Annotated in this window: 18 protein-coding genes; 14 read left to right on the forward strand and 4 right to left on the reverse strand. The window is 44.1% G+C overall.

Annotated elements, in window-relative coordinates; translation table 11 throughout:
• The first annotated feature begins 31 nt into the window (after positions 1-31).
• From kduD to FLAVO9R_RS12200, 10 genes are all read left to right on the forward strand, one after another.
• Positions 32-790 carry a 2-dehydro-3-deoxy-D-gluconate 5-dehydrogenase KduD gene (gene kduD / locus FLAVO9R_RS12155; RefSeq protein WP_159531643.1) on the forward strand — a complete coding sequence of 253 codons (759 nt, stop codon included), beginning with the start codon at positions 32-34 and terminating at the stop codon, positions 788-790.
• 15 nt (positions 791-805) lie between these two features.
• The gene (kduI, locus tag FLAVO9R_RS12160; protein ID WP_159531645.1) at positions 806-1651 is read left to right on the forward strand and encodes a 5-dehydro-4-deoxy-D-glucuronate isomerase; all 846 of its coding nucleotides are present in this window, start codon (positions 806-808) and stop codon (positions 1649-1651) included.
• 20 nt (positions 1652-1671) lie between these two features.
• Positions 1672-2655, forward strand: coding sequence for a TRAP transporter substrate-binding protein (locus FLAVO9R_RS12165; RefSeq protein WP_159531647.1), 984 nt, complete (start codon positions 1672-1674; stop codon positions 2653-2655).
• Between the two features lie 4 nt (positions 2656-2659).
• The gene (locus tag FLAVO9R_RS12170) at positions 2660-3151 is read left to right on the forward strand and encodes a TRAP transporter small permease (RefSeq protein WP_159531649.1); all 492 of its coding nucleotides are present in this window, start codon (positions 2660-2662) and stop codon (positions 3149-3151) included.
• Positions 3142-4437 (forward strand): TRAP transporter large permease, encoded by a 1296-nt coding sequence (locus FLAVO9R_RS12175; protein ID WP_159531651.1) that lies wholly within the window; start codon positions 3142-3144, stop codon positions 4435-4437. The genes FLAVO9R_RS12170 and FLAVO9R_RS12175 overlap by 10 nt, the downstream gene beginning before the upstream one ends.
• 106 nt (positions 4438-4543) lie before the next feature.
• Positions 4544-5560, forward strand: coding sequence for a LacI family DNA-binding transcriptional regulator (locus FLAVO9R_RS12180; protein WP_159531653.1), 1017 nt, complete (start codon positions 4544-4546; stop codon positions 5558-5560).
• Between the two features lie 152 nt (positions 5561-5712).
• On the forward strand, positions 5713-7197 hold the full coding sequence (locus FLAVO9R_RS12185; protein WP_159531655.1) for a UxaA family hydrolase: 1485 nt from the start codon (positions 5713-5715) through the stop codon (positions 7195-7197).
• Positions 7198-7209: 12 nt separating this feature from the next.
• Entirely contained in the window at positions 7210-8625 is a 1416-nt protein-coding gene (gene uxaC / locus FLAVO9R_RS12190) for a glucuronate isomerase (protein ID WP_159531657.1), read from the forward strand.
• 2 nt (positions 8626-8627) lie between these two features.
• Complete coding sequence (locus FLAVO9R_RS12195) at positions 8628-10103, forward strand: mannitol dehydrogenase family protein (RefSeq protein ID WP_159531659.1); 1476 nt, start codon at positions 8628-8630, stop codon at positions 10101-10103.
• Positions 10104-10149: 46 nt separating this feature from the next.
• The gene (locus FLAVO9R_RS12200; protein ID WP_159531661.1) at positions 10150-11067 is read left to right on the forward strand and encodes a sugar kinase; all 918 of its coding nucleotides are present in this window, start codon (positions 10150-10152) and stop codon (positions 11065-11067) included.
• A 51-nt stretch (positions 11068-11118) separates the two neighbouring features.
• On the opposite strand, the gene FLAVO9R_RS12205 is transcribed toward FLAVO9R_RS12200, so the two are convergent.
• Positions 11119-11838 (reverse strand): rhamnogalacturonan acetylesterase, encoded by a 720-nt coding sequence (locus tag FLAVO9R_RS12205; RefSeq protein WP_373996591.1) that lies wholly within the window; start codon positions 11836-11838, stop codon positions 11119-11121.
• 141 nt (positions 11839-11979) lie between these two features.
• On the reverse strand, positions 11980-14676 hold the full coding sequence (locus tag FLAVO9R_RS12210) for a TonB-dependent receptor (RefSeq protein ID WP_159531665.1): 2697 nt from the start codon (positions 14674-14676) through the stop codon (positions 11980-11982).
• A gap of 639 nt (positions 14677-15315) precedes the next feature.
• On the opposite strand from FLAVO9R_RS12210, the gene FLAVO9R_RS12215 reads away from it, so the two are divergent.
• The 4 genes from FLAVO9R_RS12215 (at position 15316) to FLAVO9R_RS12230 (ending at position 21405) form a co-directional block, all read left to right on the forward strand.
• Complete coding sequence (locus FLAVO9R_RS12215; protein WP_159531667.1) at positions 15316-16509, forward strand: glycoside hydrolase family 88/105 protein; 1194 nt, start codon at positions 15316-15318, stop codon at positions 16507-16509.
• Between the two features lie 37 nt (positions 16510-16546).
• A complete protein-coding gene (locus FLAVO9R_RS12220) occupies positions 16547-17998 on the forward strand; it encodes a glycoside hydrolase family 28 protein (RefSeq protein ID WP_159531669.1) in 1452 nt (483 codons plus the stop codon).
• A 40-nt stretch (positions 17999-18038) separates the two neighbouring features.
• On the forward strand, positions 18039-19169 hold the full coding sequence (locus FLAVO9R_RS12225) for a pectinesterase family protein (RefSeq protein ID WP_159531671.1): 1131 nt from the start codon (positions 18039-18041) through the stop codon (positions 19167-19169).
• A 100-nt stretch (positions 19170-19269) separates the two neighbouring features.
• Positions 19270-21405 carry a response regulator gene (locus FLAVO9R_RS12230; RefSeq protein WP_159531673.1) on the forward strand — a complete coding sequence of 712 codons (2136 nt, stop codon included), beginning with the start codon at positions 19270-19272 and terminating at the stop codon, positions 21403-21405.
• Between the two features lie 45 nt (positions 21406-21450).
• Here FLAVO9R_RS12230 and FLAVO9R_RS12235 read toward each other — a convergent pair whose 3' ends face one another.
• Entirely contained in the window at positions 21451-22410 is a 960-nt protein-coding gene (locus FLAVO9R_RS12235) for a WYL domain-containing protein (RefSeq protein ID WP_232370640.1), read from the reverse strand.
• A gap of 210 nt (positions 22411-22620) precedes the next feature.
• Positions 22621-23229, reverse strand: a complete 609-nt coding sequence (locus FLAVO9R_RS12240; protein WP_159531675.1) for a hypothetical protein — start codon at positions 23227-23229, stop codon at positions 22621-22623.
• Positions 23230-23240: the final 11 nt, after the last annotated feature.

Raw genomic sequence — 23240 nt, forward strand, 5'->3', positions numbered from 1 at the left:
TCAGATTTTCTGAGAATGAGAGGTAATGAATATGGTGAACTTTAGTTTAGAAGGGAAGACTGCCCTCGTTACCGGAGCGAGTCGAGGAATTGGTCGGGCACTGGCCTTATCGCTAGCTGGCGCTGGCGCCCACGTTATATGCTCAAGTTCGAAAGAAGGTGGATGTGAAAACACCCTTCACGAAATAGATGCAATAGGTGGTAGTGCACAGGCAATCAGTGCTGATTTAAGCGACCTCGACGCAGTAACCAATTTAGCGACGTCAGCCATCGAACATGGTAAACGAGTCGATATATTGGTCAATAACGGCGGAACCATATTTCGAGCTCCAGCGACAGAGTTTCCTTTAGACGCTTGGCAGAAAGTGATGAAAGTGAACCTTGACGCTTCATTTTTACTGAGCCAAGTCATTGGAAAGCATATGATTTCTCATGGCGGTGGCAAAATCATCAATATTGCTTCTATGCTGAGCTTTAGTGGTGGTGTAACAGTTCCGGCCTACACCGCTAGTAAACACGCTATCGCGGGTTTAACCAAAGCGCTTGCCAATGAATGGGGTACTTCAAATATTCAAGTTAACGCTATTGCACCAGGTTATATCAAAACCGATAACACCCAAGCCCTCCAAGACGACGCTAAACGCAGCGCAGAAATTCTCTCACGAATTCCCGCAGGGAGATGGGGCGAAGTTGACGATTTAGCTGGGGCTGCTGTTTTTCTAGCTAGCTCAGCAAGCAATTACGTAAGCGGCCACACCCTCGCAGTGGATGGCGGTTTTCTCGCAAGATAAATGAAGGAAAAGATGATGAATCCAGAAATTGATGTTCGCTATGCTATAGGAAAAAAAGAAGCAAACGCTTATAACACCGAAGAATTACGAGATGCTTTTTTAGCCTCTTCACTCATGTCGAAGGGAGAAGTGGTTTGGATTTATACCCATTATGAACGATTCATGCTGGGGAGCGCAGTACCAACCACCGATGCACTTACCCTTGATACTATTGAAGACCAGTTAAAAATGCCTTATTTCACTGCCCGCCGTGAAGTTGGCATTATCAACATTGGCGGTGCAGGCACGGTCACAGTCAATGGTGCTGAGTACCATCTTGCTCCCGAAGAAGCATTGTATATTGGTAAAGGAAATGAGCAGATTTCTTTTGCGTCTGACGATGCAAATAACCCCGCTAAATATTACATGAATTCAGCGCCTGCCCATCATGCCTACCCCTGTAAAAAAGTAGGTAAGGACGATGCCAACGTGCTGCATTTGGGCAGCCAAGAAACTTCTAATGAGCGAGATATAAAGCAATTACTGATTAATACCGTTGTAGACACGTGTCAATTACAAATGGGCCTTACACGCCTTCACAATGGCAGTGTTTGGAACACAATGCCGGCACATCAGCATGATAGAAGGAATGAAGTATATTTCTATTTTGATATGAACGAAGAAAATCGTGTATGTCATTTTATGGGTGAACCCCATGAAACACGCCATTTGTTCGTTGCAAATGAAGAAGCCATTATATCGCCACCCTGGTCAATTCACTGCGGCGTAGGTACAGGAAGCTATGCGTTCATATGGGGTATGGCGGGTGAAAATCTCGACTACGATGACATGGATAAGTTTCCTCCCTCAGCCTTACGTTAATAAATGGCATGGATAGTATTATGCAGTGTTTTAGCAAGTTTATGATCTTAGTGATGAGCGTATTTGCGCTATTTTCATGCTCTCAGCACGAAAATAGCGGCGAAATCACCGTACTGCGTTTAGGTCATACCCTAGACACTCAGCACTCGGTGCATAAAGCCATGGAGTTTTTGGGTGAACGCCTTGAATACTATTCAGACGGTAAGATGACAGTCATCATTTACCCCGGCAGCCAATTAGGTACTGAAAGGGAAATGATAGAGCTATTACAAATTGGTTCTTTGTCGATGACCAAGGTTTCGGCGAGCCCCCTTGAAGGCTTTTCACCTGACATGAAAATCTTCAGCATTCCGTATATTTTCAAAAACAATGACCATTTTTGGCGAGTGCTAAACAGTGAACTTGGTAGTGATCTATTAAGTGGCGTTGAAGATTTTCGTTTAAAAGGGTTGGGATATTACGATGCAGGAAGCCGAAGTTTTTATACCAACGATCGTCCTATTCGAACACCTAGCGATTTAAAAGGGATGAAAATTAGAGTACTCAATAGCCCTACCGCTGTGGCGACAGTAAGAGCTCTGGGCGGCGCAGCAACACCCGTTTCTTGGGGAGAGCTTTATACTGCACTTCAACAAGGCGTAGTAGATGGTGCAGAGAATAACCCGCCTAGTTATCACCTCTCTAGGCATTACGAAATCGCCAGATACTACAGCTTGGATGAACATACCAGCGTTCCCGACGTTATGCTGTGTTCACTCCACGTTTGGGAAGGCTTAAGCACACAACAACAAGAATGGTTAACCAAAGCGATGCAAGACTCAGTTCAGTTTCAGCGCCAGCTTTGGACAACCTCAACCACTGAGTCACTCGCACAAGTTGAAGCAGAAGGTGTAACCGTTATTCGCCCAGATAAGAAGCCATTCGTAGACGCAGTCGAACCCTTTCACGATAGTTTCACCGGCACCCACATTGGTAAGCTCATTACGCAAATAAAAGCGATGTAAGTTAATGATTATTAAAACGCTAGATAAGTTACTGGCTGGAACCTTAATTGTTGCGATGACAAGTATATTACTCACCGTAATTTGGCAGGTGATATCGCGATATATTTTACAAGATCCGGCGTCAGTGACAGAGGAACTCTCACGTTTCTTTCTCATATGGATAGGCATACTAGGTGCAGCTTATGCCTACCGCCAGCATGCTCACCTTGGGTTTAATTTACTCGTAGAGCGTCAATCCCCCCTAGTAAAGCGCGTTCTGTTAACCCTAGTTGAAGTATGCGTTATCACATTTTGTACGTTGGTAATGGGCTACGGTGGAACTGAATTAGTGATGTTAACACTAGAACTAGATCAAATTTCTGCTGCGTTAGGCATAAAGATGGGGTTGATTTATCTGGTACTGCCCCTTTCAGGCGGACTCATTGTTATTTACAGCATAGTGAATATTTTTGCGCTATGGCATTCACCTGAAAAGGAGCTTAACGAATGGAATTAACAGGCATAGTACTTTTGGTAGCCTTCTTTGTACTCTTACTATTGAATGTCCCCATCTCTATTAGTATAGGCCTAGCTACGCTCATCGCGATGCTGATGAGTATGGATTTGGCGCCAGCAACCATTACTATTGCACAGCGAATGGCTGGAGGGTTAAATAGCTTTGCTCTTTTGGCTATCCCTTTCTTCGTATTATCAGGCCTAATTATGGGACGAGGTGGCATTGCGAAGCGGCTAATCGAATGCGCTATGGCCCTTATTGGCGCCTTACCAGGCGGGTTGGCATTGGTTAACGTGGTGTCTTGTATGCTATTTGGCGCTATATCAGGCTCTGCGGTTGCAGCCACATCTGCTATTGGCAGCTTTATGCTGCCTGAAATGAAAAAAGCAGGTTACGAACCAAACTTCAGTGCTGCGGTAACCGCAGCCGCTTCAACTACAGGGATGCTGATCCCTCCTAGCAATATCCTTATTGTTTATGCTATTGCCAGTGGTGGTGTGTCGATTGCCGCTTTATTCATGGCAGGCTATGTACCGGGAATTATGGTGGGCCTAGCATTAATGATGGTGTGTTTTGGCTACGCCAAAGCCAGAGGTTATCCATTGTCTGCCCGACTACCTTTATCAATTGTATTACAAAAAGTGGGAGCTGCCCTGCCCTCTTTGTTTCTCATTGTTTTAGTCATAGGTGGAATTGTGGGCGGTATCTTTACTGCCACAGAGGCAGGTGCGATTGCTGTGGTCTATGCCCTGTTACTTGCGGTCGTTTTTTATCGCGAAGTCGAGGTAAAAGCACTGCCTAGTATTTTATTGAAATCCGCAGAAACCACAGCGATTGTTATGTTATTGATTGCGGCATCTACCGCAATGAGTTGGTTACTGTCGTATGAAAATATTCCGCAAACCTTGAGCAATGCATTGCTGGCAATTAGCGACAACCCCATTCTAATTTTACTATTAATCAACTTATTGCTTATTGTCGTGGGTGCCTTTTTGGATATGACCCCAGCCGTGCTTATTTTTACCCCCATATTTTTACCCGTTGCCGTTCAACTGGGTATGTCTGAGCTACAGTTCGGTATAATGCTGGTGTTGAACTTGTCTATTGGGCTGTGTTCTCCGCCAGTAGGCGCTGTGCTTTTTATCACCTGTGCGATTGCGAAAACAAAATTAGAAAATATTATCAAGCCGTTACTGCCCCTCTACTTTGCCATGTTCGTTGTATTGATGTTAGTCACCTACGTTCCTTGGTTTAGTGAAGCCTTACCTAGGGCACTTGGCTTTTAAAATATGACAACGAACTGGTGTCAAATGGAATGACTTTATTTTATGGTACTATTCATTCAATAATGTTCAGTAAATTCAATACTCAAACTGCGGAAACATACCGATAATGAACAAACGCCCCACTATTAATGATGTAGCCCGCCTTGCTGGCGTATCGAAAAGAACGGTATCTCGGGTCATTAACGGCGCATCTAATGTGGGCAAAGCAACGCGCGAGAGAATTGATGCAGTAATAAAAGAAACTGGCTTTTCACCTGACAAGCAAGCCCGAGGGCTTGCGGCTAGTAGATCATTCCTTATTGGGCTTATTTACGATAACCCCGATGCACTGTATATCGATCAAGTTCAGCGCGGGGTACTAAGCGTTTGTTCAGAAAAAGGGTATGAGCTGGTCGTTCATCCTTGCAACTACAACACTGACGACTTTATCAGTAACTGTATTCAATTCGTTAGTCGCTCTCGAATAGATGGTGTCATTATACTGCCACCGGTATCTGAAGCTAAAGAGTTAGCTGAAACACTCAGAGAAAAGCAGATAAATTACGTTCGGATGGCCTCGGTGGACTTAGATGATCACAGTAACATTGTTGTCTCTGATGATCGGGCAGCCCTTCGAGACTTAGCCCGCTACATGGTGTCTTTAGGACATAGAGACATCGGTATTATTAGCGGTCCACAGCGCTATTACTCATCTAAAGAGCGACTTGAAGGCTTTTTAGAAACATTGAATGACCTGCACGTTGAAGTTCCCATCGACCGCATTATCGAAGGTAAAAACAGTTACGAAAGTGGTATTGAGTGCGCCAGAACCCTACTCATTCAATCTCCCCGTGTGAAAGCTATTTTCGCTAACAACGATGAAATGGCCGCTGGTGTACTCAAGGTCGCACATGAAATGGGCATTACTGTTCCTGATGAATTGTCGGTTGCTGGCTTTGATGACAACTTGCTGGCAGCACGAGTAATTCCTGCATTAACTACAGTACAAAGGCCTGTAGGCGATATGGCCGCGCTTGCAGCTCGAAAGATAATCGCTCAAATTGAAGGCACTGAAGTGAGCGAAACTGAGACCTACTTAGTAAAACCCCACCTTATTATTCGTGACTCTATAAAAAGAGTGTGATTTTTAGCCGCTTAAATTAATAAATAGTTGGTTTTGCTTTACTATGCCACCGGTGGCACGTATATTACAAAGTGTTAAAATCAACCAATCTGTTAAGTCCGTCCGTTAGCCCAAGTTTTTGGTGCTAGTAACGCAAAATCTGAGGGTACGCGATGAGTTTACAAACCTTATTAGTGAAAGTTCATGCCAGTGATAATGTTGCCGTGGCAACACAGGATATAGCCGCACGTACCTTCATTGAAAGTCATCAACTTTTCATCACCGAGCACATCCCTGCTGGCCACAAAGTGGCACTTCACAATATTGCGGTGAATACCCCAGTTGTTAAGTATGGATTTCAAATTGGCGCTGCCACGCAAAGTATTAAATTGGGAGGGCACGTTCATAGCCACAATCTAAAGACAAAACTTGATGGCAGTGAAGTATACGAATACACACCGACACGAGCAGCATTAGCGAAACCTGCCCATATCCCCACTTTTATGGGGTATCGCAGAGAGAACGGTAAAGTAGGTATCCGCAACGAAGTTTGGATCATTAATACGGTGGGCTGTGTCAATCGAACTGCCGAACGCATTGCGCAAGAATGTGAGCGTCGTTACTTTGGTGAATGTGATGGCTTTAGAGCATTCACCCACCCTTTCGGCTGTTCTCAGTTAGGCGACGATTTAGATGATACAAGAACGATACTCGCCTCGCTCGCCTCGCATCCCAATGCCGGAGCGGTTCTGGTTATTGGACTGGGGTGTGAAAACAATCAGCTTAAATCAATGTTACCTGAAATTGATAAGCCCGACTCGAGGCTACGTTTCTACAATGCACAGGAAGTGGAAGACGAGATTGAAGCTGGCGTAGATGCTGTTTATTCCCTATTGAAAACCCTTAACGAGGATAGACGAGAGCCTATTGGTGCAAATGAGTTAGTGCTAGGCATGAAGTGTGGCGGTAGCGATGCATTTAGCGGTATTACTGCAAACCCGACGGTGGGCCGAGTCACTGATTTAACCTGTCAATTAGGGGGCTCGGTTATTCTTACTGAGACACCAGAAATGTTTGGCGCCGAACAACTCCTGATGAACCGCGCCAAAAACAAGGCTGTTTTTGATGATATAGAAACCTTAATTAACGAATTTAAACAGTATTTTATTGCACACAATCAACCTATTTACGAAAACCCATCGCCAGGTAATAAAGCTGGGGGCCTAACCACGTTAGAAGAGAAATCGTTAGGCGCGGTGCAAAAAGGTGGACAATCAACGGTACAGTCCGTGCTCAATTACGGTCAACCGAGAACAGTTAACGGTTTAAATTTACTACAAGCGCCAGGCAATGATGCAGTCAGTGCAACTGCATTGGCCGCATCTGGCGCACATATAGTTTTATTCACCACAGGTCGAGGTACTCCCCTCGGCTTCCCTGTACCCACAATAAAGATATCCTCAAATTCAGATATCGCTAATAAGAAGCCACATTGGATAGATTTTAACGCCGGTCAGGTGTTGGAAGGCATGTCTATCGATAAGTGTGCCAACGCGCTGCTCCAACAATGTCTTGCAGTAGCATCGGGTCAATTAACCTGCAACGAGAAAAATGGCAGCCATGAAATTGCTATTTGGAAACGTGGCGTCACGCTTTAAGAAGAGATTGTTATGGAATCAATTTTATTACATGAAGACAGACTATTCCCATCTGACTCAGCCACTAAAAAAGTAGCCCGTGCGCTTTACCAAGAAATACGAGATTTGCCAATTATCAGCCCCCATGGGCACACAGATCCGCGGTGGTTTGCACAAAATAAAAATTTTACTAACGCCACTGAGCTATTCATCACCCCTGACCATTATGTTTTCAGGATGTTGTATAGTCAGGGAATCTCACTAGAATCATTAGGCGTTCCTCGGTGGGATGGCGGCGCAACTGAGTCTGACCCGCGAAAAATTTGGCAAATCCTTGCAGACAATTATTATTTGTTTGCTGCTACCCCATCAAGAATGTGGCTAGATACCGTTTTTCATGACGTGTTTGGGCTTACCGACATGTTGTGCAGCAATAACGCCAGCGAATATTACGAGCATATTACCACCAAACTTCAAGACGTCAGTTTCAAACCACGCGCCTTAATGGACAGGTTCAACATAGAACTCATCGCAACCACCGAAGGGGCGCTTGATCAGCTTCCTCATCACGGAGCACTAAAAGGTACGGGGTGGGATAAGCGGGTTATTACCACATTTAGACCCGATGATGTGGTTGATGCTTCACGGGAAGACATCGTCGCCAATATCGAAAAATTAGGAGTGATGACCAACGAAGACACGCAAACTTGGCACGGTTACTTAAACGCTATTCGAGCCCGACGCGCTGTATTTAGAGACCACGGCGCCACAGCCACCGATCATGGTCACCCAACTGCTAATACCGCAGATTTAAGCACTAACGAGTGTATTGCTCTGTTCGATAAGGTTCGCACCGGACAAAGTAATAGCCAGGAACAAGAGCTATTTAGAGCTCAAATGCTAACGGAATTAGCAGGCATGAGCGTTGAAGATGGCATGGTTATGCAAATTCATCCAGGATCGTTTAGAAATCACAATGCTACACTGTTTAACCAGTTTGGTCGTGACAAAGGTCACGATATTCCCATGCAAACGGATTTCGTTCGCGCGCTTCGCCCTTTGCTCTCAAAGTATGGAAATGAGCCTAGCTTAAATATTATTTTATTTACCTTAGACGAAACCACTTATAGCCGTGAGTTAGCGCCGCTGGCCGGCCATTATCCGTGTTTAAAACTAGGGCCTGCTTGGTGGTTTCACGACAGCCCAGAAGGTATGTTACGTTTTCGTCACCAAGTTACTGAAACAGCTGGTTTTTTTAACACCGTAGGTTTCAACGATGATACTCGTGCATTCTTGTCTATTCCTGCCCGCCATGACGTTGCCCGCCGTATAGATTGTCGGTTCTTAGCAGAGTTAGTTGTTCAGCACCGCATCAGCGAAACGGAAGCCGCTAGTATCGCTAAAAAGGTCACATACGATTTCGCGAAACAAGCGTATAAGTTAGGATAAGCATGGAAAAGCAACTTAGTATTAAAACACTCGACCAGCTCAACAGTAATGTTGCCGTTCCAGAGTACGATTTGCTTAATTCACAATGCGGTATTGTACATATTGGCCCCGGCGCCTTTCACCGTGCACATCAAGCCTACTATACTGATTTAGCATTGGCCTATGGTGGAAATTGGCGCATTCACGGTGTATCGATGCGAAGCGATACGCTAAAAAAAGCGCTGGCCCCCCAAGATAACCTTTATTCCCTCGCTGTTGTCGATGATACGCCATCTTTACGAGTGATAGGTGCAATAAAGACCCTCTCAACGCTAAGTGAAGATAGAGATGTCATTACCGCGGCCTTATGTTCGCCAGCCACTAAGATAATCTCTTTAACCGTGACCGAAAAAGGGTATTGCTTAAATAACACCGGCTGTCTCGATGTTGAGAACCCTGATATCCAACACGATCTTGCCAACCCAGACTTGCCTATTAGTGCTGTAGGCCTTATTGCTCAAGCGTTAACAGCGCGGAAATATTCGGGCAATGCCGACGTTACCATCATAAGCTGTGATAACGTAACCGATAATGGCAAGAAACTAGCAAAAGCGGTCATTGATTTTGCCTATCACCTTTCACCAGCGTTGGCTCAGTGGATTCAAGACAGCATCGCTTTCCCTTGTACTATGGTAGATAGCATTACCCCAGCGACTGATGATGAAGTAAAAGCTAACGTCAGTGCCAATCTAGGGATTCAAGATGATTGGCCTATACAGCGTGAAATGTTCACTCAATGGGTTATCGAAGACAATTTTTCAGGGCCTCGGCCACCTTGGGGGGAAGTAGGTGTTACCTTTACCAAAGACGTTTTGTTCTTTGAAAAAGCAAAATTGCGGATACTCAATGGTACCCATTCTACACTGGCTTATGTAGGCCTGCTATTTGGCAAGGAAACTGTCTATGACGCCATTTCCACCCCTGCAATACAGGCGCTAATTAGCGCGCTCTTAGAGAGAGAAATAATACCGTCGATTGAAACCGATAACATTGAAACCCTAAATCAATATGCTGATGACATCGTCGCTCGCTATCACAACAAGCATATTCGTCACATGCTTTCCCAGATTGCGTGGGATGGCTCACAAAAGCTGCCTTTTCGGGTTTTAGACACCATTCGTGACAATCTACATGCCAACCGAGATATTAACTTGCTGTGCGTTCCTATTGCAGCATGGTGTTTGTTTGTTACTCGCAAGGCTAAATCGGGTGACGCCATTACCGACCCAAAAGCGCCCGCACTAATCGACATGGCCTCTCAACATGCCTTCGATCCCGTTGCAGTGACTAATACTTTACTCAATGAAGCCGCAATTTTTGCTGAACTCAGTACAAATTCGGTATTTCGCAGCCATGTATTAGCGCATGTAAAAACACTAAGTGAGTGCTCTTCACTAGGTGTTGATGAAACGTTAAACCCGATTTTGGGAGACCTGTAATGAAACATTCTACTGATAGCATTTGTGAGCTTTATGAGGCTTTAGTATGAAAAGACTAATTATATTTGGCGAGTGCATGGTTGAACTTCGCACTCAACACGGCGATACCATGGCGAAAAGTTTCGCCGGTGATACCTATAATACAGCGGTGTATTTCAAGCGTTGTTTACCCGTGTCATCGATAAGTTACTTAACCGCCATCGGTGCCGATTTTTTAAGTAACGAATTACTACTAAAGATGGGCGAGCACGAGATTAACACCGACCTTGTATTTCGCTCTACTGAGCGCAATTTGGGTTTGTATATGATTCGCAATGATAATCAGGGGGAACGCACTTTTGCGTATTGGCGCGCTCAGTCTGCCGCAACACAAACCATAAACCTCATGCCCGATGATAATATCAATGCCGACTGGTTCTATTTTAGTGGGATCTCTATCGCAATCTTAGACAATGCGCAGCGTGAAAATCTATTTAGTTTAATCAAAAAACTAAAATCACAAGGCTGTAAAATAGCCTTTGATCCCAACTATCGCCCTCGCCTGTGGGAAGATGAAAAAACCGCTCAATATTGGACTACTCAAGCGTACCAAGAAGCCGATTTAGCATTTCCTGGGGCAGATGACCATTTGATGTTGTTCCGCCACACGTGTGCCGATGATATTTTCGCCTATCTTGAGGATAAGAATATTACCGAGGTTGTTATGAAAAACGGCGCGATTGGTGTTCACATTCTTGCACAAAAAGAGCAGTGTATTGTGCCCGTTGAACACGTTAGCGCCGTGGTAGATACGACAGCTGCAGGAGATGCTTTTAATGCAGGCTTTATGGCAGCTCGTTTGTCAGGCAAGCCCGCCGTTGAAAGTGCAAGCTTTGGGGCAAAAGTCGCCGCAACGGTGATTACCTACCCTGGCGCGATTATTCCTTCAGGTATATTTTCAAGTCATATACCGCCACTTAAGTAATAGCCTTTGCCGAATAATCTGATTCCCCACCGCTGCGCTCAATTGAGCGCTTTAAAGGCTATCTCTATAAAAGTAGTTGCTTAGAGGGTGCGCTAACGCTTCCAATTCTCTTACAAAAAACTGGGCGACTTTGGCTGCGCCCACTACATTCAAATGTGTATTATCAACCTTGCCCTGTGGGTATCGCCCATACAAATCGGGCGGAACCTGAATGAAGTATTGTTGGCTTTCAGCCTCGCCTATATTTGCAAAAAAATGACAGGTACGGTGATTCATGGGCACAAATAAAACCTCTTTTTCACGCGCGATACGCTGTGCAGCCGCGGCATAGTCGGTTAACGTTCTTTTAAGCACACCGGCATCCGTGTAATGACGCCGGCAAATAGAACTGGCAATGATGGCGTTGGCGCCTTTGCTTTCCACATCATCAATAAACTGACTTAAGTAGTTGGCATAATCTGTATCAGCACTGGCAAAGCGTGCAGGGTCTTCGCGTTTCTGATCATTGTGCCCAAATTGAATAAGTACATAATCATTCGCAGATAATGAAGAGAGCACACTATTCCACCTACCCTCATCAACAAAACGTTTTGTGCTGCGGCCATTCGCTGCGTGGTTCTTAATCCTAAGCTGAGGCAACCCAAATTCAGGTAAAATTTGCCCCCAACCTCGTTCGGGATAAGCTACGTTAGGTTTATCCGACATGGTAGAGTCGCCCACCAGATGAAGACTAATTGATGACAGCTGTGTTTCAGCCGTTGCACTGGCCATTCCAATTAACAGCAAAAACGCAATCGTTCGTTTTCGTCTCATGATTTTTACTCTATTTTGTTAGCGTTGCCTTTATTAAAAAAAAGGCCATCAAAATGATGGCCAGGACACAACCGCAGTTAGCGGTTTACACACACTAGGCTAAAGGGAGTAACGCGCCCCTAAGAAAAACTGTCTACCCGTATGGTTGTACTCGCGTACAAGATTCAGTGAGCCATCACCTGTGGTGAACAATCGCTCATATTCATCAGTAAGATTAATCACTTCAAAGGTGAAAGTTAACGCTTCATTGAGGTTATAGAACGATGAGAAGTCTACTTGGGTAGGACCAGTCGTGCCATGAGCGACGTTTCCATTACTTCCTGTAAAATCAGTTAGATAGTCATCTCGCTTATTGACCGACACACGAGCACCGTAAACATCTGTTTCATAATAAAGCGTGAAGTTGTAAGACGTCTCACTCATTCCTTCAATATCATCGGCATTCACATGGGTATAGTTAGACACCACCCCCATATTTTCAAACATGCCAGGTAAGAAGCTTAAGGGTTGCTGATAAATAAGTTCGTAACCACTGATACTGCGCTCTTCTGCATTATTAGGGCTGCTGTGCTCATACGCCACCTCACGAGGATCTAACGCTATTTGCGGGTCGTACTGAGCATCATTATCGATAAAGTCGAAGTAAGCAGGGTCGACAAACCGCTCTTCCGATGCACGCACTATCCAGTTGTCAATGTCTTTATAGAAAACCGTAGCGGCTAATAACGCCTCATCGTCAAAGTACCACTCAACACCGAAATCCACGTTGTTTGATGTAAATGGGTCTAAGAAAGGGTTACCTACCGATACTGAGCCATTTATATAGTCGAAACTCGGATTACCTGGGTTCAACGAGTTTAGGCTAGGACGCGTCATCGACTGGGTTATTGCAAGTCGAACCACTACATCATCGGTGGCTTCTAGCGCTAAATTTACAGCAGGAAGGAAATTGCTGTAGTCATTCTCAATTTGAACGGTTTCTCCCTGAATAAACCCTTCAGACGTTGTAGTCGTTTTTACGTATCGCACACCGTAATTGGCACGTAGTAACATATCTGAAATGTCGTAGCTTGTGTCCATTTCCAAATACAAAGCGCTAGTTTCTTCTCCTACTTGCCAACTTTGAGCTGAGCGAGGTGTCCAAACCACATCCAACAAATTGGCATTTATTGCATCAAAATCCGCAACAAGGAAAGGCTCAAGTGGACCATCAAAACCACTTCCAAAATCATCAACCGGCATCATTTCGGCGTAACCTACGGCTGAGTCTTGATCAGGGAAACCGTTGATTTGTTCTTCAGCATAGGTCACCACTCTATCGTTATACGCAAAACCCGTTTTAATGGTTACTTCATCACCAAGGTAGGAAACGTCAACTTTAAATGTGTCATTTTCGCGTTCAACATCAGTAGCCCGTAAGCGTCCATCACTGAGGTTATAGTTACTGGCATCGTTAACATCGTAACCATAAGTAATCTCTGGCGCATTAGCATTGTTAGTAAAATCGAAGCCATATGATGTGCTTTCTAACAATGTCATGTTGTACCGGTACTGCTCGGAGCGAGCATCTGACTCAGCGGTGCCAAACATCGCTTCTACGCGAAGATTATCAAGAGCAAACCACTCACCTGACAAAACAAACTGGCTAAAATCAGTCGTCGATTCTTGTAATCTACTTTCAATTCTTGATTTTATGCCCTCATAAGAACCTGCAAGTACTTGCTTGCCATTCGGGTGTACCGTAATTGCTGTAGGAGTGATTTCATCGAACGTACTTCTAAACATGTGGAAAAAGTTATACATCGTCCGCGTGTTTTCTAGCGATGACACCAAACCATCAAGCGTAAATGTTAAATCTTCACTTGGCGCCCATTGAATAGAGCCAGTAAATCCTACTCGCTCTTGTTCGTTGCCAAAGTAATCAGGACGAGGTAATCGTGGTGTCCATAAACAATTAAGTGGATCTACCGCTTCATCGTTATCTGTACAACTTCCTACATCGGGTGTACCTGAAACAACCGTATCAGACGTATCTGCATATAAACCGCCCCCGTCTCGAACTGGAGTAGTCCAACGAACAGTACCGAAGCCTTCTTGGCGAACAGTACGTTCAGACAGTGCAGCAGAAAAAAGCACACCAATTTTGTCGTCAGCGAATCGGTTTGAAACCATAAATGCTGCGCGAGGATCGGTTTCTTCGGTAATGCTGTTGTATCCACCTTGTACCGAAGTGACTAGTTTAAATCCTTCATAATCGAAAGGCTTGGCAGAATATAAATCGACAGTACCGGCAATCCCCCCCTCTTCCATTGAAGCTGTTGGAGATTTCTGAATATCGACTCGGTTAAATAGTTCAGAAGCAAATACGTTAAAATCGAACCCGCGACCACCATTAACACCGCCACCAGAATCGGTGCCATCTGTACTCGCGGGCACTTCCATCCCGTTTAATGTGGTGCGGGTAAATGAAGGGCTAAGGCCACGCAACGTTATTTGTCTTCCTTCTCCACCCTCTCTAGAAATAGCCACACCTGGAACGCGTTGAATAGACTCAGCGATATTCAAATCGGGAAACTTACCTATGTCTTCAGCAACGATAGATTCTTTATTATTAACTGAAGTACGCTTCTCCATAAGCGACTTATTCAGCGAGCCGCGAAATCCTGAAACTTCAATAATCTCTAGGTTTTCGTCCTGTAGTTTGGCGCCTTCGTTAGCGACTTGTTGAGCATTCACGTGAGCACCTGACAACGCTAACGCAACAAGTACAGCAAGCTGTTTTCTTCTAAGTACCATGGTTGTTTCTCCGGTTTTTATATTTTATTGAGGTGCAGGAATTACAACGTCATGCCGTGTGGCTCTTTCAAAAAATAGACACTGCCAGCCTTTTGCCACCGTGAAACATTTCATTTACAAACTGAGTAAATATACGGTAGCACAGACGACTTATCAATTATCTTCAAAGCCTTTAATCATTCCTGTTAACTTCACACCAATTAACTTCTAGTTTTAAACTTCCAGCATTCCTAACCCGATAAATTTTAGGGCCTGTAGGGCAATACAGTATGTATTTCTTAAATACACATACCTTCTCGGGGAAACATAAATCATGTATAAATAGCAACATGATTTACATTTGATTTACATCCTATATTCAAATGCTACCGGTGGCAACAATTTTTACTAAATTATCATTTCACTGTTAACATTTCAGCTACAGCCCTTTAAAAATGGGCGACGACTGCAATAGCGCCTGAAAGTAACCAAAATAACTATTATTCATTTTTTTCAATTAGTTAACTCATTTAAAACAGCAACAGCACTGCGTAAACAATCTGTTAAAAATGGGGTATTTTTTCGTTGACAGAGTAATAAATGCGCCTCATTATGCTACCGGTAGCATTTATCGTTTCAACATTGTTTTAAGGTCATATTATGATTAAACGTATTGCCAAAGTGGTTTCGATGGCCACTGTATTACTTGTCTCTCCTCTTATTGTTGCGCAGCCTTCAGCCTTGGATAACACCAAACCATGGTCGCAACGGATGATTGAATCTGAAATGGTGCGTTTTCCAGAAGCGTGGCAAATAGATTGGGATGAATCAGCGCAGTGGGATTATGTTCATGGCCTGAACCTTCTAGCAGTCTCTAAGGTGTACCAGCATACGAAAGACCAACGCTATTTAGACTACATACTTGGCTACTACGACATGCTAGTGAATGACGATGGGAGTATTAATACTTACGATATAGAGAAATACAATATTGATATGGTCAATCCAGGAAAGGTATTGTTTTTCCTATACGAAGAAACTGGTCAACCTAAATATAAAAAAGCAGCTGATTTATTAAGAAAACAACTTGTTAGCCATCCAAGAACCAACGAAGGCGGTTTTTGGCACAAAAAGCGTTACCCAGAGCAAATGTGGTTAGATGGGCTTTATATGGGCGCTCCATTTTATGCTGAATATATCGTTCGATATGGCGACATGGCAGAACTTGACGATGTTTTTCTTCAATTCGAACTTATAGAAGCGAACTTATACGACGAAAAAACTGGATTACCTCGTCATGGGTGGGACTCATCAAGAGCCCAAAAGTGGGCGGATGAAACTACCGGTTTGTCGGCGCATCATTGGTCACGGGCGTTAGGGTGGTATGCCATGGCAATGGTTGATGTTTTAGAAATTGTGCCAGCAAAGCACCCTAAATCGGCATGGCTGAGATCAAAGTTCCACACCTTTATTGATGCAACTTTAGCCTATCAAGATACAACGGGCGCGTGGTATCAAGTTACCGATCTTGCAGAGCGAGAAGGGAATTATCTAGAAGCCTCTGGGACGTCGATGATCACCTACGCTATCGCAAAGGGTGTTGCGTTAAAACTGTTACCAGAACATTACCGAGACCACGCAGAAAAAGGATTTGCAGGACTTATTGATCAGATGATTTCCGTAAACCCATCGAATAATATCATCAGCTTAAACCAAGTTTGCGCTGTTGCAGGACTTGGCGGTAAACCTTATCGAGATGGCTCTTTTGATTACTATCTTAGCGAGCCTATTCGCGCTAATGACGCAAAAGGCGTAGGTCCATTTATTCTTGCTGCATTATACCTAGGCAAGTAATTCTGATCATTATGTTGTATTGCCCCACGGAGTTTTTATGACATTAAATAAACACCGCCGTCATCTTTTGAGAGCTGGGTTGGCCGCTACGTTAGCCCCTGTTATCCCATTTTCAGCAGGCTGTTCTGTATCCGCCCCAAGTACGACAAGAAGCCAAGCACAATGGGATAAAGAGGCCCTGTTAATTAGAGACCGTATAGCCCGGCCCACCTTTGCAAATAATACCGTGCTTATTGAGCAGTTTGGCGCCTTACCCAATGCACTAAGTAGCGACAGCCTACCCGCTCTTAATGCGGCTATAGAGCATCTCGTATCAATAGGGGGTGGTATGGTTGTGGTGCCAAAAGGGGAATACTTTTGCAAAGGGCCTATTCACTTAAAATCCAATATTAATCTGCATATCGAAAAAGGAGCCACGCTTCACTTTTCTACCGATAGTCAAGACTACAAGCCCTATGTACACACCCGTTGGGAAGGCATGGAATTAATGGGCTACTCCCCTTTAATTTACGCTTTCAAGCAGAAGAATATTGCCATTACTGGTGAAGGCACATTAGATGGAGGCGCTTCTGCCGATAATTGGTGGCCTTGGAAAGGAAAGTGGAAAACCTCTGAATGGGGCGATCATGCCGTTGAGAATCAAAAATACACCAGAGATATACTCCAAGCTATGGTTGAAGATGGCATTCCTGTTTCTGAACGAGTATTTGATGAGAACTATCTTCGCCCTCCTTTTATTCAACCTTACTTGTGTGAAAACGTGCTCATCGAGGGAGTCACGATACTTCGCTCTCCCTTTTGGTTGGTTAACCCTGTGTTATGTAAAAATGTGACGGTAAGCAATATTTACTGCCAAAGTTTTGGCCCAAATTCAGACGGGTGTGATCCAGAAAGCTGTACTGATGTTCTCATACAATCTTGTGTCTTTGACACTGGTGATGATTGCATTGCCATCAAATCGGGACGAAATGCAGACGGCCGACGGCTAAATCAACCGAGTGAGAACATCATCATAGAAGATTGCGAAATGAAAGCCGGTCATGGCGGGATAGTCATTGGGAGTGAAATCTCCGGCGGGGTTCGCAACCTTTATGCACAGCACTGCGTGATGAGTAGCCCTAACTTAGACAGAGGTATACGAATTAAAACCAACAGTATACGAGGCGGCCATCTTAAAAATTTAAATTATCGGCATATCTCGATTGGCGATGTAAAAGACGCGATAGTAGTGAACTTCTTTTATGAAGAAGGGGATGCTGGGAATTTCCCACCGAAACTAGAGGGGATTACGGTAGAACATTTGACGGTAAAACGAGCAGACAGAGCCTTTATGTTAAGAGGTTATGACCATACTCCAATTACGGGGTTGTCCCTGCACGATATCTCTATTGCCTCTGTTGAACAGCCATCTATTATTGAGAACGTGAAGGCAATAGACACCTCTAATATTGTCATCGCAGGAAAGAAAGTGGGTTTACGTGATGCTTAAAAGGCTATGCGTTTTAATCGAAAGTGAATGGCAGGAGCGGATGTACATAGCATTCTTTATGGCTAGCTTTTTTTCACAAAGGCGGTTGGCCCTGCTTTGTTTGTGCTTTATAAGTTGCGCTCAAGCAACGCAACAGCCCGACGCGAATGCGCTCGTTAGCCAAGTTACACTTAATTCCCACCTTCCCCAATACACACGTGTGACTGATGCACTTAACGCTATTCCTACTCAGCATTCTGGGACGTGGGTCATTGAAGTTCAGCCTGGCATTTATCAGGAATCGATAGTTATTCAAACACCCAACATCCACGTAAGAGGCGTAGACAGAAAAACGACTAAAATTGTCTTTTCGCGGTACGCTGGTCAAGCAATACACCCAGATACCGATGAAGTTTTTGGCACTCAAAGAACAGCCACTGTCGAGATAACCGCATCAAACGTTCATCTTTCGAACCTAAGCATACTGAATAGCTTTGACTATCCCGCCAATGAACTTCGCTCACAAGATGATCCTAATCGAGTATCAGGTACCCAAGCGGTCGCGTTAAAAACAGCAGTAACTGCAGATAAAACCTTTTTAGATAATATTGCGCTTTGGGGCTATCAAGATACGCTTTATCTCAAAGGAAACAGAGCCTACATAAAAGGTGGCTTAGTGGCGGGCCATATCGATTTTATCTTCGGCGGTGGCACCGCTTTTTTCGATGGCGTAGATGTTGTCTCGCGAAAACGACATACAGGGAATGGCATTACAGGCTATATCACGGCGCCAAGTACACTTAACACTCGGCCATTTGGCTTTGTGTTCTTTAATTGCACCTTAGCTCGCGAAGCCGGCGTACCCAACCATTCCGTTGCCCTTGGGCGCCCTTGGCATCCTACTACCACCTTTTCCGATGGAAAGTATGCGTCGCCTTACGCTATTGGACACTCACTTTATATCAACACCTATATGGATACCCACATTGCAACAAACGGTTGGAGTAGCATGTCGGGTAAGACAAAAGAAGGTGATAAAAAATTCTTTAATCCGCTTACCGATGCTAGGTTTGCTGAATTTAAAAGCCATGGCCCTGGCGCAATTGAAAACGAAGCTCGCCCTACCCTTACTAACGTAGAAATTCTTTTTTATAGTAAAGCAGCCATTTTACAAGACTGGCACCCCATGTAAGCACAACATCTACTACTTGTGGCTAATTCAGAAGATCTTAAATTGCGTAAATGCTTGGTATCAATTATCTTTTAGATACTCTAAGAAAAACGTTATTTTTATGTCCATTCGCATACGGTACACGCTAGCGCTGCTTCTCATTGCCTGTCTTGTTACGGCATCTGTATTCACAATGCGAACACTGCTGATCGGTCAGCGTCTTGATGCTGAAATTATCAATATTGCGGGGCAGCAGCGAATGCTCTCTCAACGCATTGCCCTACTCGTACAAAAAATAAATGCCTGTGGTGAAGACAGCGCATCGTCTACCGACATATTTGAAACGGCCATTAATACCTTTTCAAGTAATCATCAAAAACTAATCTCTTTGCCCTCTTTACCAGACTCTATCTCCAATATGTATTTCGGTACTAGCCAGCTTGATGCAAAGGTTAATCAATATATTGCACAAGCAAGGGCACTTGTGAATTCACCCCAATGTTCTTCTTCAATTGTTATTACTATAGAACAAGCCACCAGGCTGCTAAAGCAACTTAATAGTGTGGTTTATATGTTCGAACAAGAGGCGAAAAATCATGTTGATAAGGTCTCGTCTCTTGAATTCTATTTGTGGCTTGCCACTATATTCTTACTAGGGGTTGAAGCTTTTTTCATTTTCGCGCCCATGGATAGAAAAATAAAAAAGACAATACAGCATCTATATGAAGCCTCTGAAAAAGCAGAAACAGAAGCGCAAAAGGCACAGGAAGCCAATAGAGCTAAATCTGAGTTTCTATCGAGTATGAGTCACGAATTACGAACACCAATGAATGGGTTGTTTGGCATGATTGAACTTGCGATGGATAACCCAAGCAAGAGTGAAAATTACTTAAGAAAGGCCAAAACCGCTGGACGGCAACTGCTTACCCTTATTAACGACATTCTCGATTTATCAAAAATCGAAGCGGGAAAAATTGTCGTTGAAAAAGGCCCTGTCGACTTGCTCCAACTGCTTGATGAGGTGGTATCTATACAGCGTATTTATTGCCAGAACAAAGGCTTAGATTTTTATTATAATAAACAGCAAACGCTAGCGCCCATTATTCAAGGTGACATCACCCGTATTGCACAAATCTTACATAACCTATTAAGTAACGCCATTAAGTTCACCGAGTCAGGTAGCGTAACCTTATCGGTTAGCCAGGCTGCCACGGCGAGTGGCAATACCTTGCTATTTTCGGTTAAAGATACCGGTATTGGTATTGATTCCGATAAATTGTCGTCCATCTTTCAAAAATTTGAGCAAGCGGATCAATCTACCACCCGCCATTATGGAGGCACTGGGCTAGGGCTAAGTATTGCCAAAGAATTAGCACAATTAATGGACGGTAATATTTTAGCCACCTCAACCTTAGGCGCGGGTAGTGAATTTACGCTAACCCTTCCAGTGATTGAAGAGTCTCTGCCTTCCATCAAGGTTAAAACTGATGCCACATTGCGCTGCGCTATTGTGGACGACTTGCTTACAAGCCGAGAATATCTAGAACACGTGGTTGCCGCAATGTCGCTTATTCCAACGTCGTATTCAAGCGCAAAGGACTTTCTGGAAGATACGCCCAACAATTACGATGTTATTATTCTCGATTTAGCGATGCCAGAGATGAGCGGCGTTGATTTGTTACGAGAATTAGTAAAATCAGATATCTCGCCATTTCCAAAAATCATTTTGATTTCAGCAGAGCTTGAACGATTAGATTGTGAAGAGGCCGTGAAAGACCTTATTTGGCGCTCACATGCAAAGCCGATCATCCGCAAAGATTTAGAGCTCGATTTACAAAACCTAGTGTCCCAAGCGAGCAAGCCAATCGGCTTCCCCAATAAAGCAGCGCCTAGGTTGCGCATTCTTATTGCAGAAGATAATGATATTAACGCCGAAATTGTAAAGGCAATGCTTGAAGGCGAAGGTTTTAAAATTGTGCATGTGAAAGATGGAGAGCAAGCCGTTGCAGCCTGCGCCAAAAACTTGTTCGACTTCATATTGATGGACTGCAACATGCCTGTAATGGACGGCATTATGGCCGCTAACATCATTCGAAACGAATTAAAGGTACACACCCCTATCGCCGCTCTTACTGCCAACGCCTTCCCTGAAGATAAAGAAGAATGTTTAAATGCAGGCATGAATGATTTTCTTACCAAGCCATTAGATAAAGAGCTTCTGCTTTCTAGTATTAAGCAATTTACGCAAAAGTGGTAACGCACGTATAAGCGACCGACATACCTGCCGTTAGAGAAAACCCTTTTACTGGTAGCGTTTTTCCTCGCCACTATACCCAGGCGCAATGGCAAGGTTATCGGTGTTTTCCAGTGTTTCTTGATTGCGTAACCATAGCTGGTACTCACCCGTTCGCAGGCTAGCATGTTTAGTACAATCTACATTCCACCGGCGCAGTAAATAGCCTGCCATAGCAGCGCGCACTTCAAGGTGAAGTACCCCCTCCTCCATACCATAATCGAGCTCAATGGCAGTCGGATGGTTTATGTTCTTCGGATGCGGTACGACTTCCAAAGCTATTTTTCGCTGCCATGCTTCATCAGCAAGGCTCTGTTCGCTGAGTGCAGGATCGGCCTTTAACGTAACTTTACTAATACGGGTTAGCACGAAGTCTCTGAAGCTTCCCGTCTTTCTATCAAACGCGCGTACGTGCCAACGTTGACCATTATCCACAATACTGTGAGGCACCAGTTCTCGTGCTCCCGAACCACTTGAAAGCGATGTATAAATAACACTGACAGCTTTATTGTTAACAATGGCTTGCACTAATTTTGCTACCACATAAATGTCGGGTACATTCAATGAAGACGCACTTTCAACGGGAAAGTGAATGTCGCCGATAGCATCGAAGCCATCAGAAATATCGTTTGCCAACTTCACCAAGGTTCTTCGAGGGTCGTGCTCGAACAAAGGTACGAAAGTATCGGTTTGGAAATAACGCTTGTCTCGCGCGTCGTAGGTAAGATTTTTGGGTGCCAGCACTTTATACAGGCTGAAATCTCGAGATCCCGCAGACAAGCCCACTTCGAAGCGACCTATAAGATCTTGGCGATAAATCGCCCCTTTAAACAACAAACAAAAATCGATATAAGCCAACCGCTGGCGCTGAGCAAAGCTGATAGTATCAAGACTTACGTTTTCTGAAGGTGAAGCATCGCTAAGGCCGAAATCTCGCCCTTCATTACCTAGCATTTGGGTGGCAGACATAACATTTCCATTTAACTGTATTTTTAGCCAGTGTGGTTCATTTTAAGCACACTGTAAATAAAAATTTTTGTCGTATTCTTTGTGGGTGTTTTCTATGAGAAGTCTTAAATGCTTTAGCGAGTGTAAAATATAAAAAACCCAGCAGATGCTGGGTTTTTATTAACATGCTTAGTAATAAGCGTGTTGGGTTACATTGCTACGATATCTCGATTAGCGACGCGACTTAACCCGTGATACCGCCATACCGAAGCAAGCAAGTAATGCCAAAACTCCAGTACTTGGCGCTGGGACTGAGGTCGCTTCAACCGAAAAACTCGCAGATTGTGTTGTTACACTAGGAATTTCATCGCCGAAAAAATCGGTTAGCATTGCAATGGGAGAATTGCTAACAACATCTAAAATTCCGCTTCCTACATTGGTCGCCGTGAACTGTAAAGAGAACAGCATGAACTCTCCAAAATCAGGTTGTAATGTGGCTAAATCAGCGAAGATGTCAGCAGCTTGAGATACGTTAGCGACGCCAGCGAAAGCAAGTACAGGAAAAGAAAAAGCCACACCCCCTAACCCAGTTCCGTACGACTCAGAACCACTAATGAATGACAATAGCGAATCGTCAAATGTGAAGTTCAAGTCATATCCACTGACCAGTGTTTCTCCAAAACCAATTGCCGAGTCTGGTAATTCATCGACGTTAAGCATTACAGTAGCTAGTATTGTATCACCAACATTATAAGTTGCCTGATCGGTACTAACATTAATTATTGCAGCGTTTACATTAGCTGTAAAAGCCATGATTAAGATTAAAGCTAACTTTTTCATTATTAAAATTC

This window comes from Alteromonas sp. 38 (assembly GCF_902506055.1).
GTDB classification, from domain to species: domain Bacteria; phylum Pseudomonadota; class Gammaproteobacteria; order Enterobacterales; family Alteromonadaceae; genus Alteromonas; species Alteromonas lipotrueae.

What these genes read in the sequence shown, in the direction of transcription:
- kduD (WP_159531643.1), top strand. Translation starts at nt 32, where the DNA reads ATGGTGAACTTTAGTTTAGAAGGGAAGACTGCCCTCGTTACCGGAGCG.
- FLAVO9R_RS12185 (WP_159531655.1), top strand. Translation starts at nt 5,713, where the DNA reads ATGAGTTTACAAACCTTATTAGTGAAAGTTCATGCCAGTGATAATGTT.
- FLAVO9R_RS12175 (WP_159531651.1), top strand. Translation starts at nt 3,142, where the DNA reads ATGGAATTAACAGGCATAGTACTTTTGGTAGCCTTCTTTGTACTCTTA.
- FLAVO9R_RS12170 (WP_159531649.1), top strand. Translation starts at nt 2,660, where the DNA reads ATGATTATTAAAACGCTAGATAAGTTACTGGCTGGAACCTTAATTGTT.
- FLAVO9R_RS12240 (WP_159531675.1), bottom strand. Translation starts at nt 23,229, where the DNA reads ATGAAAAAGTTAGCTTTAATCTTAATCATGGCTTTTACAGCTAATGTA.
- uxaC (WP_159531657.1), top strand. Translation starts at nt 7,210, where the DNA reads ATGGAATCAATTTTATTACATGAAGACAGACTATTCCCATCTGACTCA.
- FLAVO9R_RS12200 (WP_159531661.1), top strand. Translation starts at nt 10,150, where the DNA reads ATGAAAAGACTAATTATATTTGGCGAGTGCATGGTTGAACTTCGCACT.
- FLAVO9R_RS12220 (WP_159531669.1), top strand. Translation starts at nt 16,547, where the DNA reads ATGACATTAAATAAACACCGCCGTCATCTTTTGAGAGCTGGGTTGGCC.
- FLAVO9R_RS12235 (WP_232370640.1), bottom strand. Translation starts at nt 22,410, where the DNA reads ATGTCTGCCACCCAAATGCTAGGTAATGAAGGGCGAGATTTCGGCCTT.
- FLAVO9R_RS12225 (WP_159531671.1), top strand. Translation starts at nt 18,039, where the DNA reads ATGTACATAGCATTCTTTATGGCTAGCTTTTTTTCACAAAGGCGGTTG.
- FLAVO9R_RS12180 (WP_159531653.1), top strand. Translation starts at nt 4,544, where the DNA reads ATGAACAAACGCCCCACTATTAATGATGTAGCCCGCCTTGCTGGCGTA.
- FLAVO9R_RS12215 (WP_159531667.1), top strand. Translation starts at nt 15,316, where the DNA reads ATGATTAAACGTATTGCCAAAGTGGTTTCGATGGCCACTGTATTACTT.
- FLAVO9R_RS12210 (WP_159531665.1), bottom strand. Translation starts at nt 14,676, where the DNA reads ATGGTACTTAGAAGAAAACAGCTTGCTGTACTTGTTGCGTTAGCGTTG.
- FLAVO9R_RS12230 (WP_159531673.1), top strand. Translation starts at nt 19,270, where the DNA reads ATGTCCATTCGCATACGGTACACGCTAGCGCTGCTTCTCATTGCCTGT.
- FLAVO9R_RS12205 (WP_373996591.1), bottom strand. Translation starts at nt 11,838, where the DNA reads ATGGCCAGTGCAACGGCTGAAACACAGCTGTCATCAATTAGTCTTCAT.
- FLAVO9R_RS12195 (WP_159531659.1), top strand. Translation starts at nt 8,628, where the DNA reads ATGGAAAAGCAACTTAGTATTAAAACACTCGACCAGCTCAACAGTAAT.
- FLAVO9R_RS12165 (WP_159531647.1), top strand. Translation starts at nt 1,672, where the DNA reads ATGCAGTGTTTTAGCAAGTTTATGATCTTAGTGATGAGCGTATTTGCG.
- kduI (WP_159531645.1), top strand. Translation starts at nt 806, where the DNA reads ATGAATCCAGAAATTGATGTTCGCTATGCTATAGGAAAAAAAGAAGCA.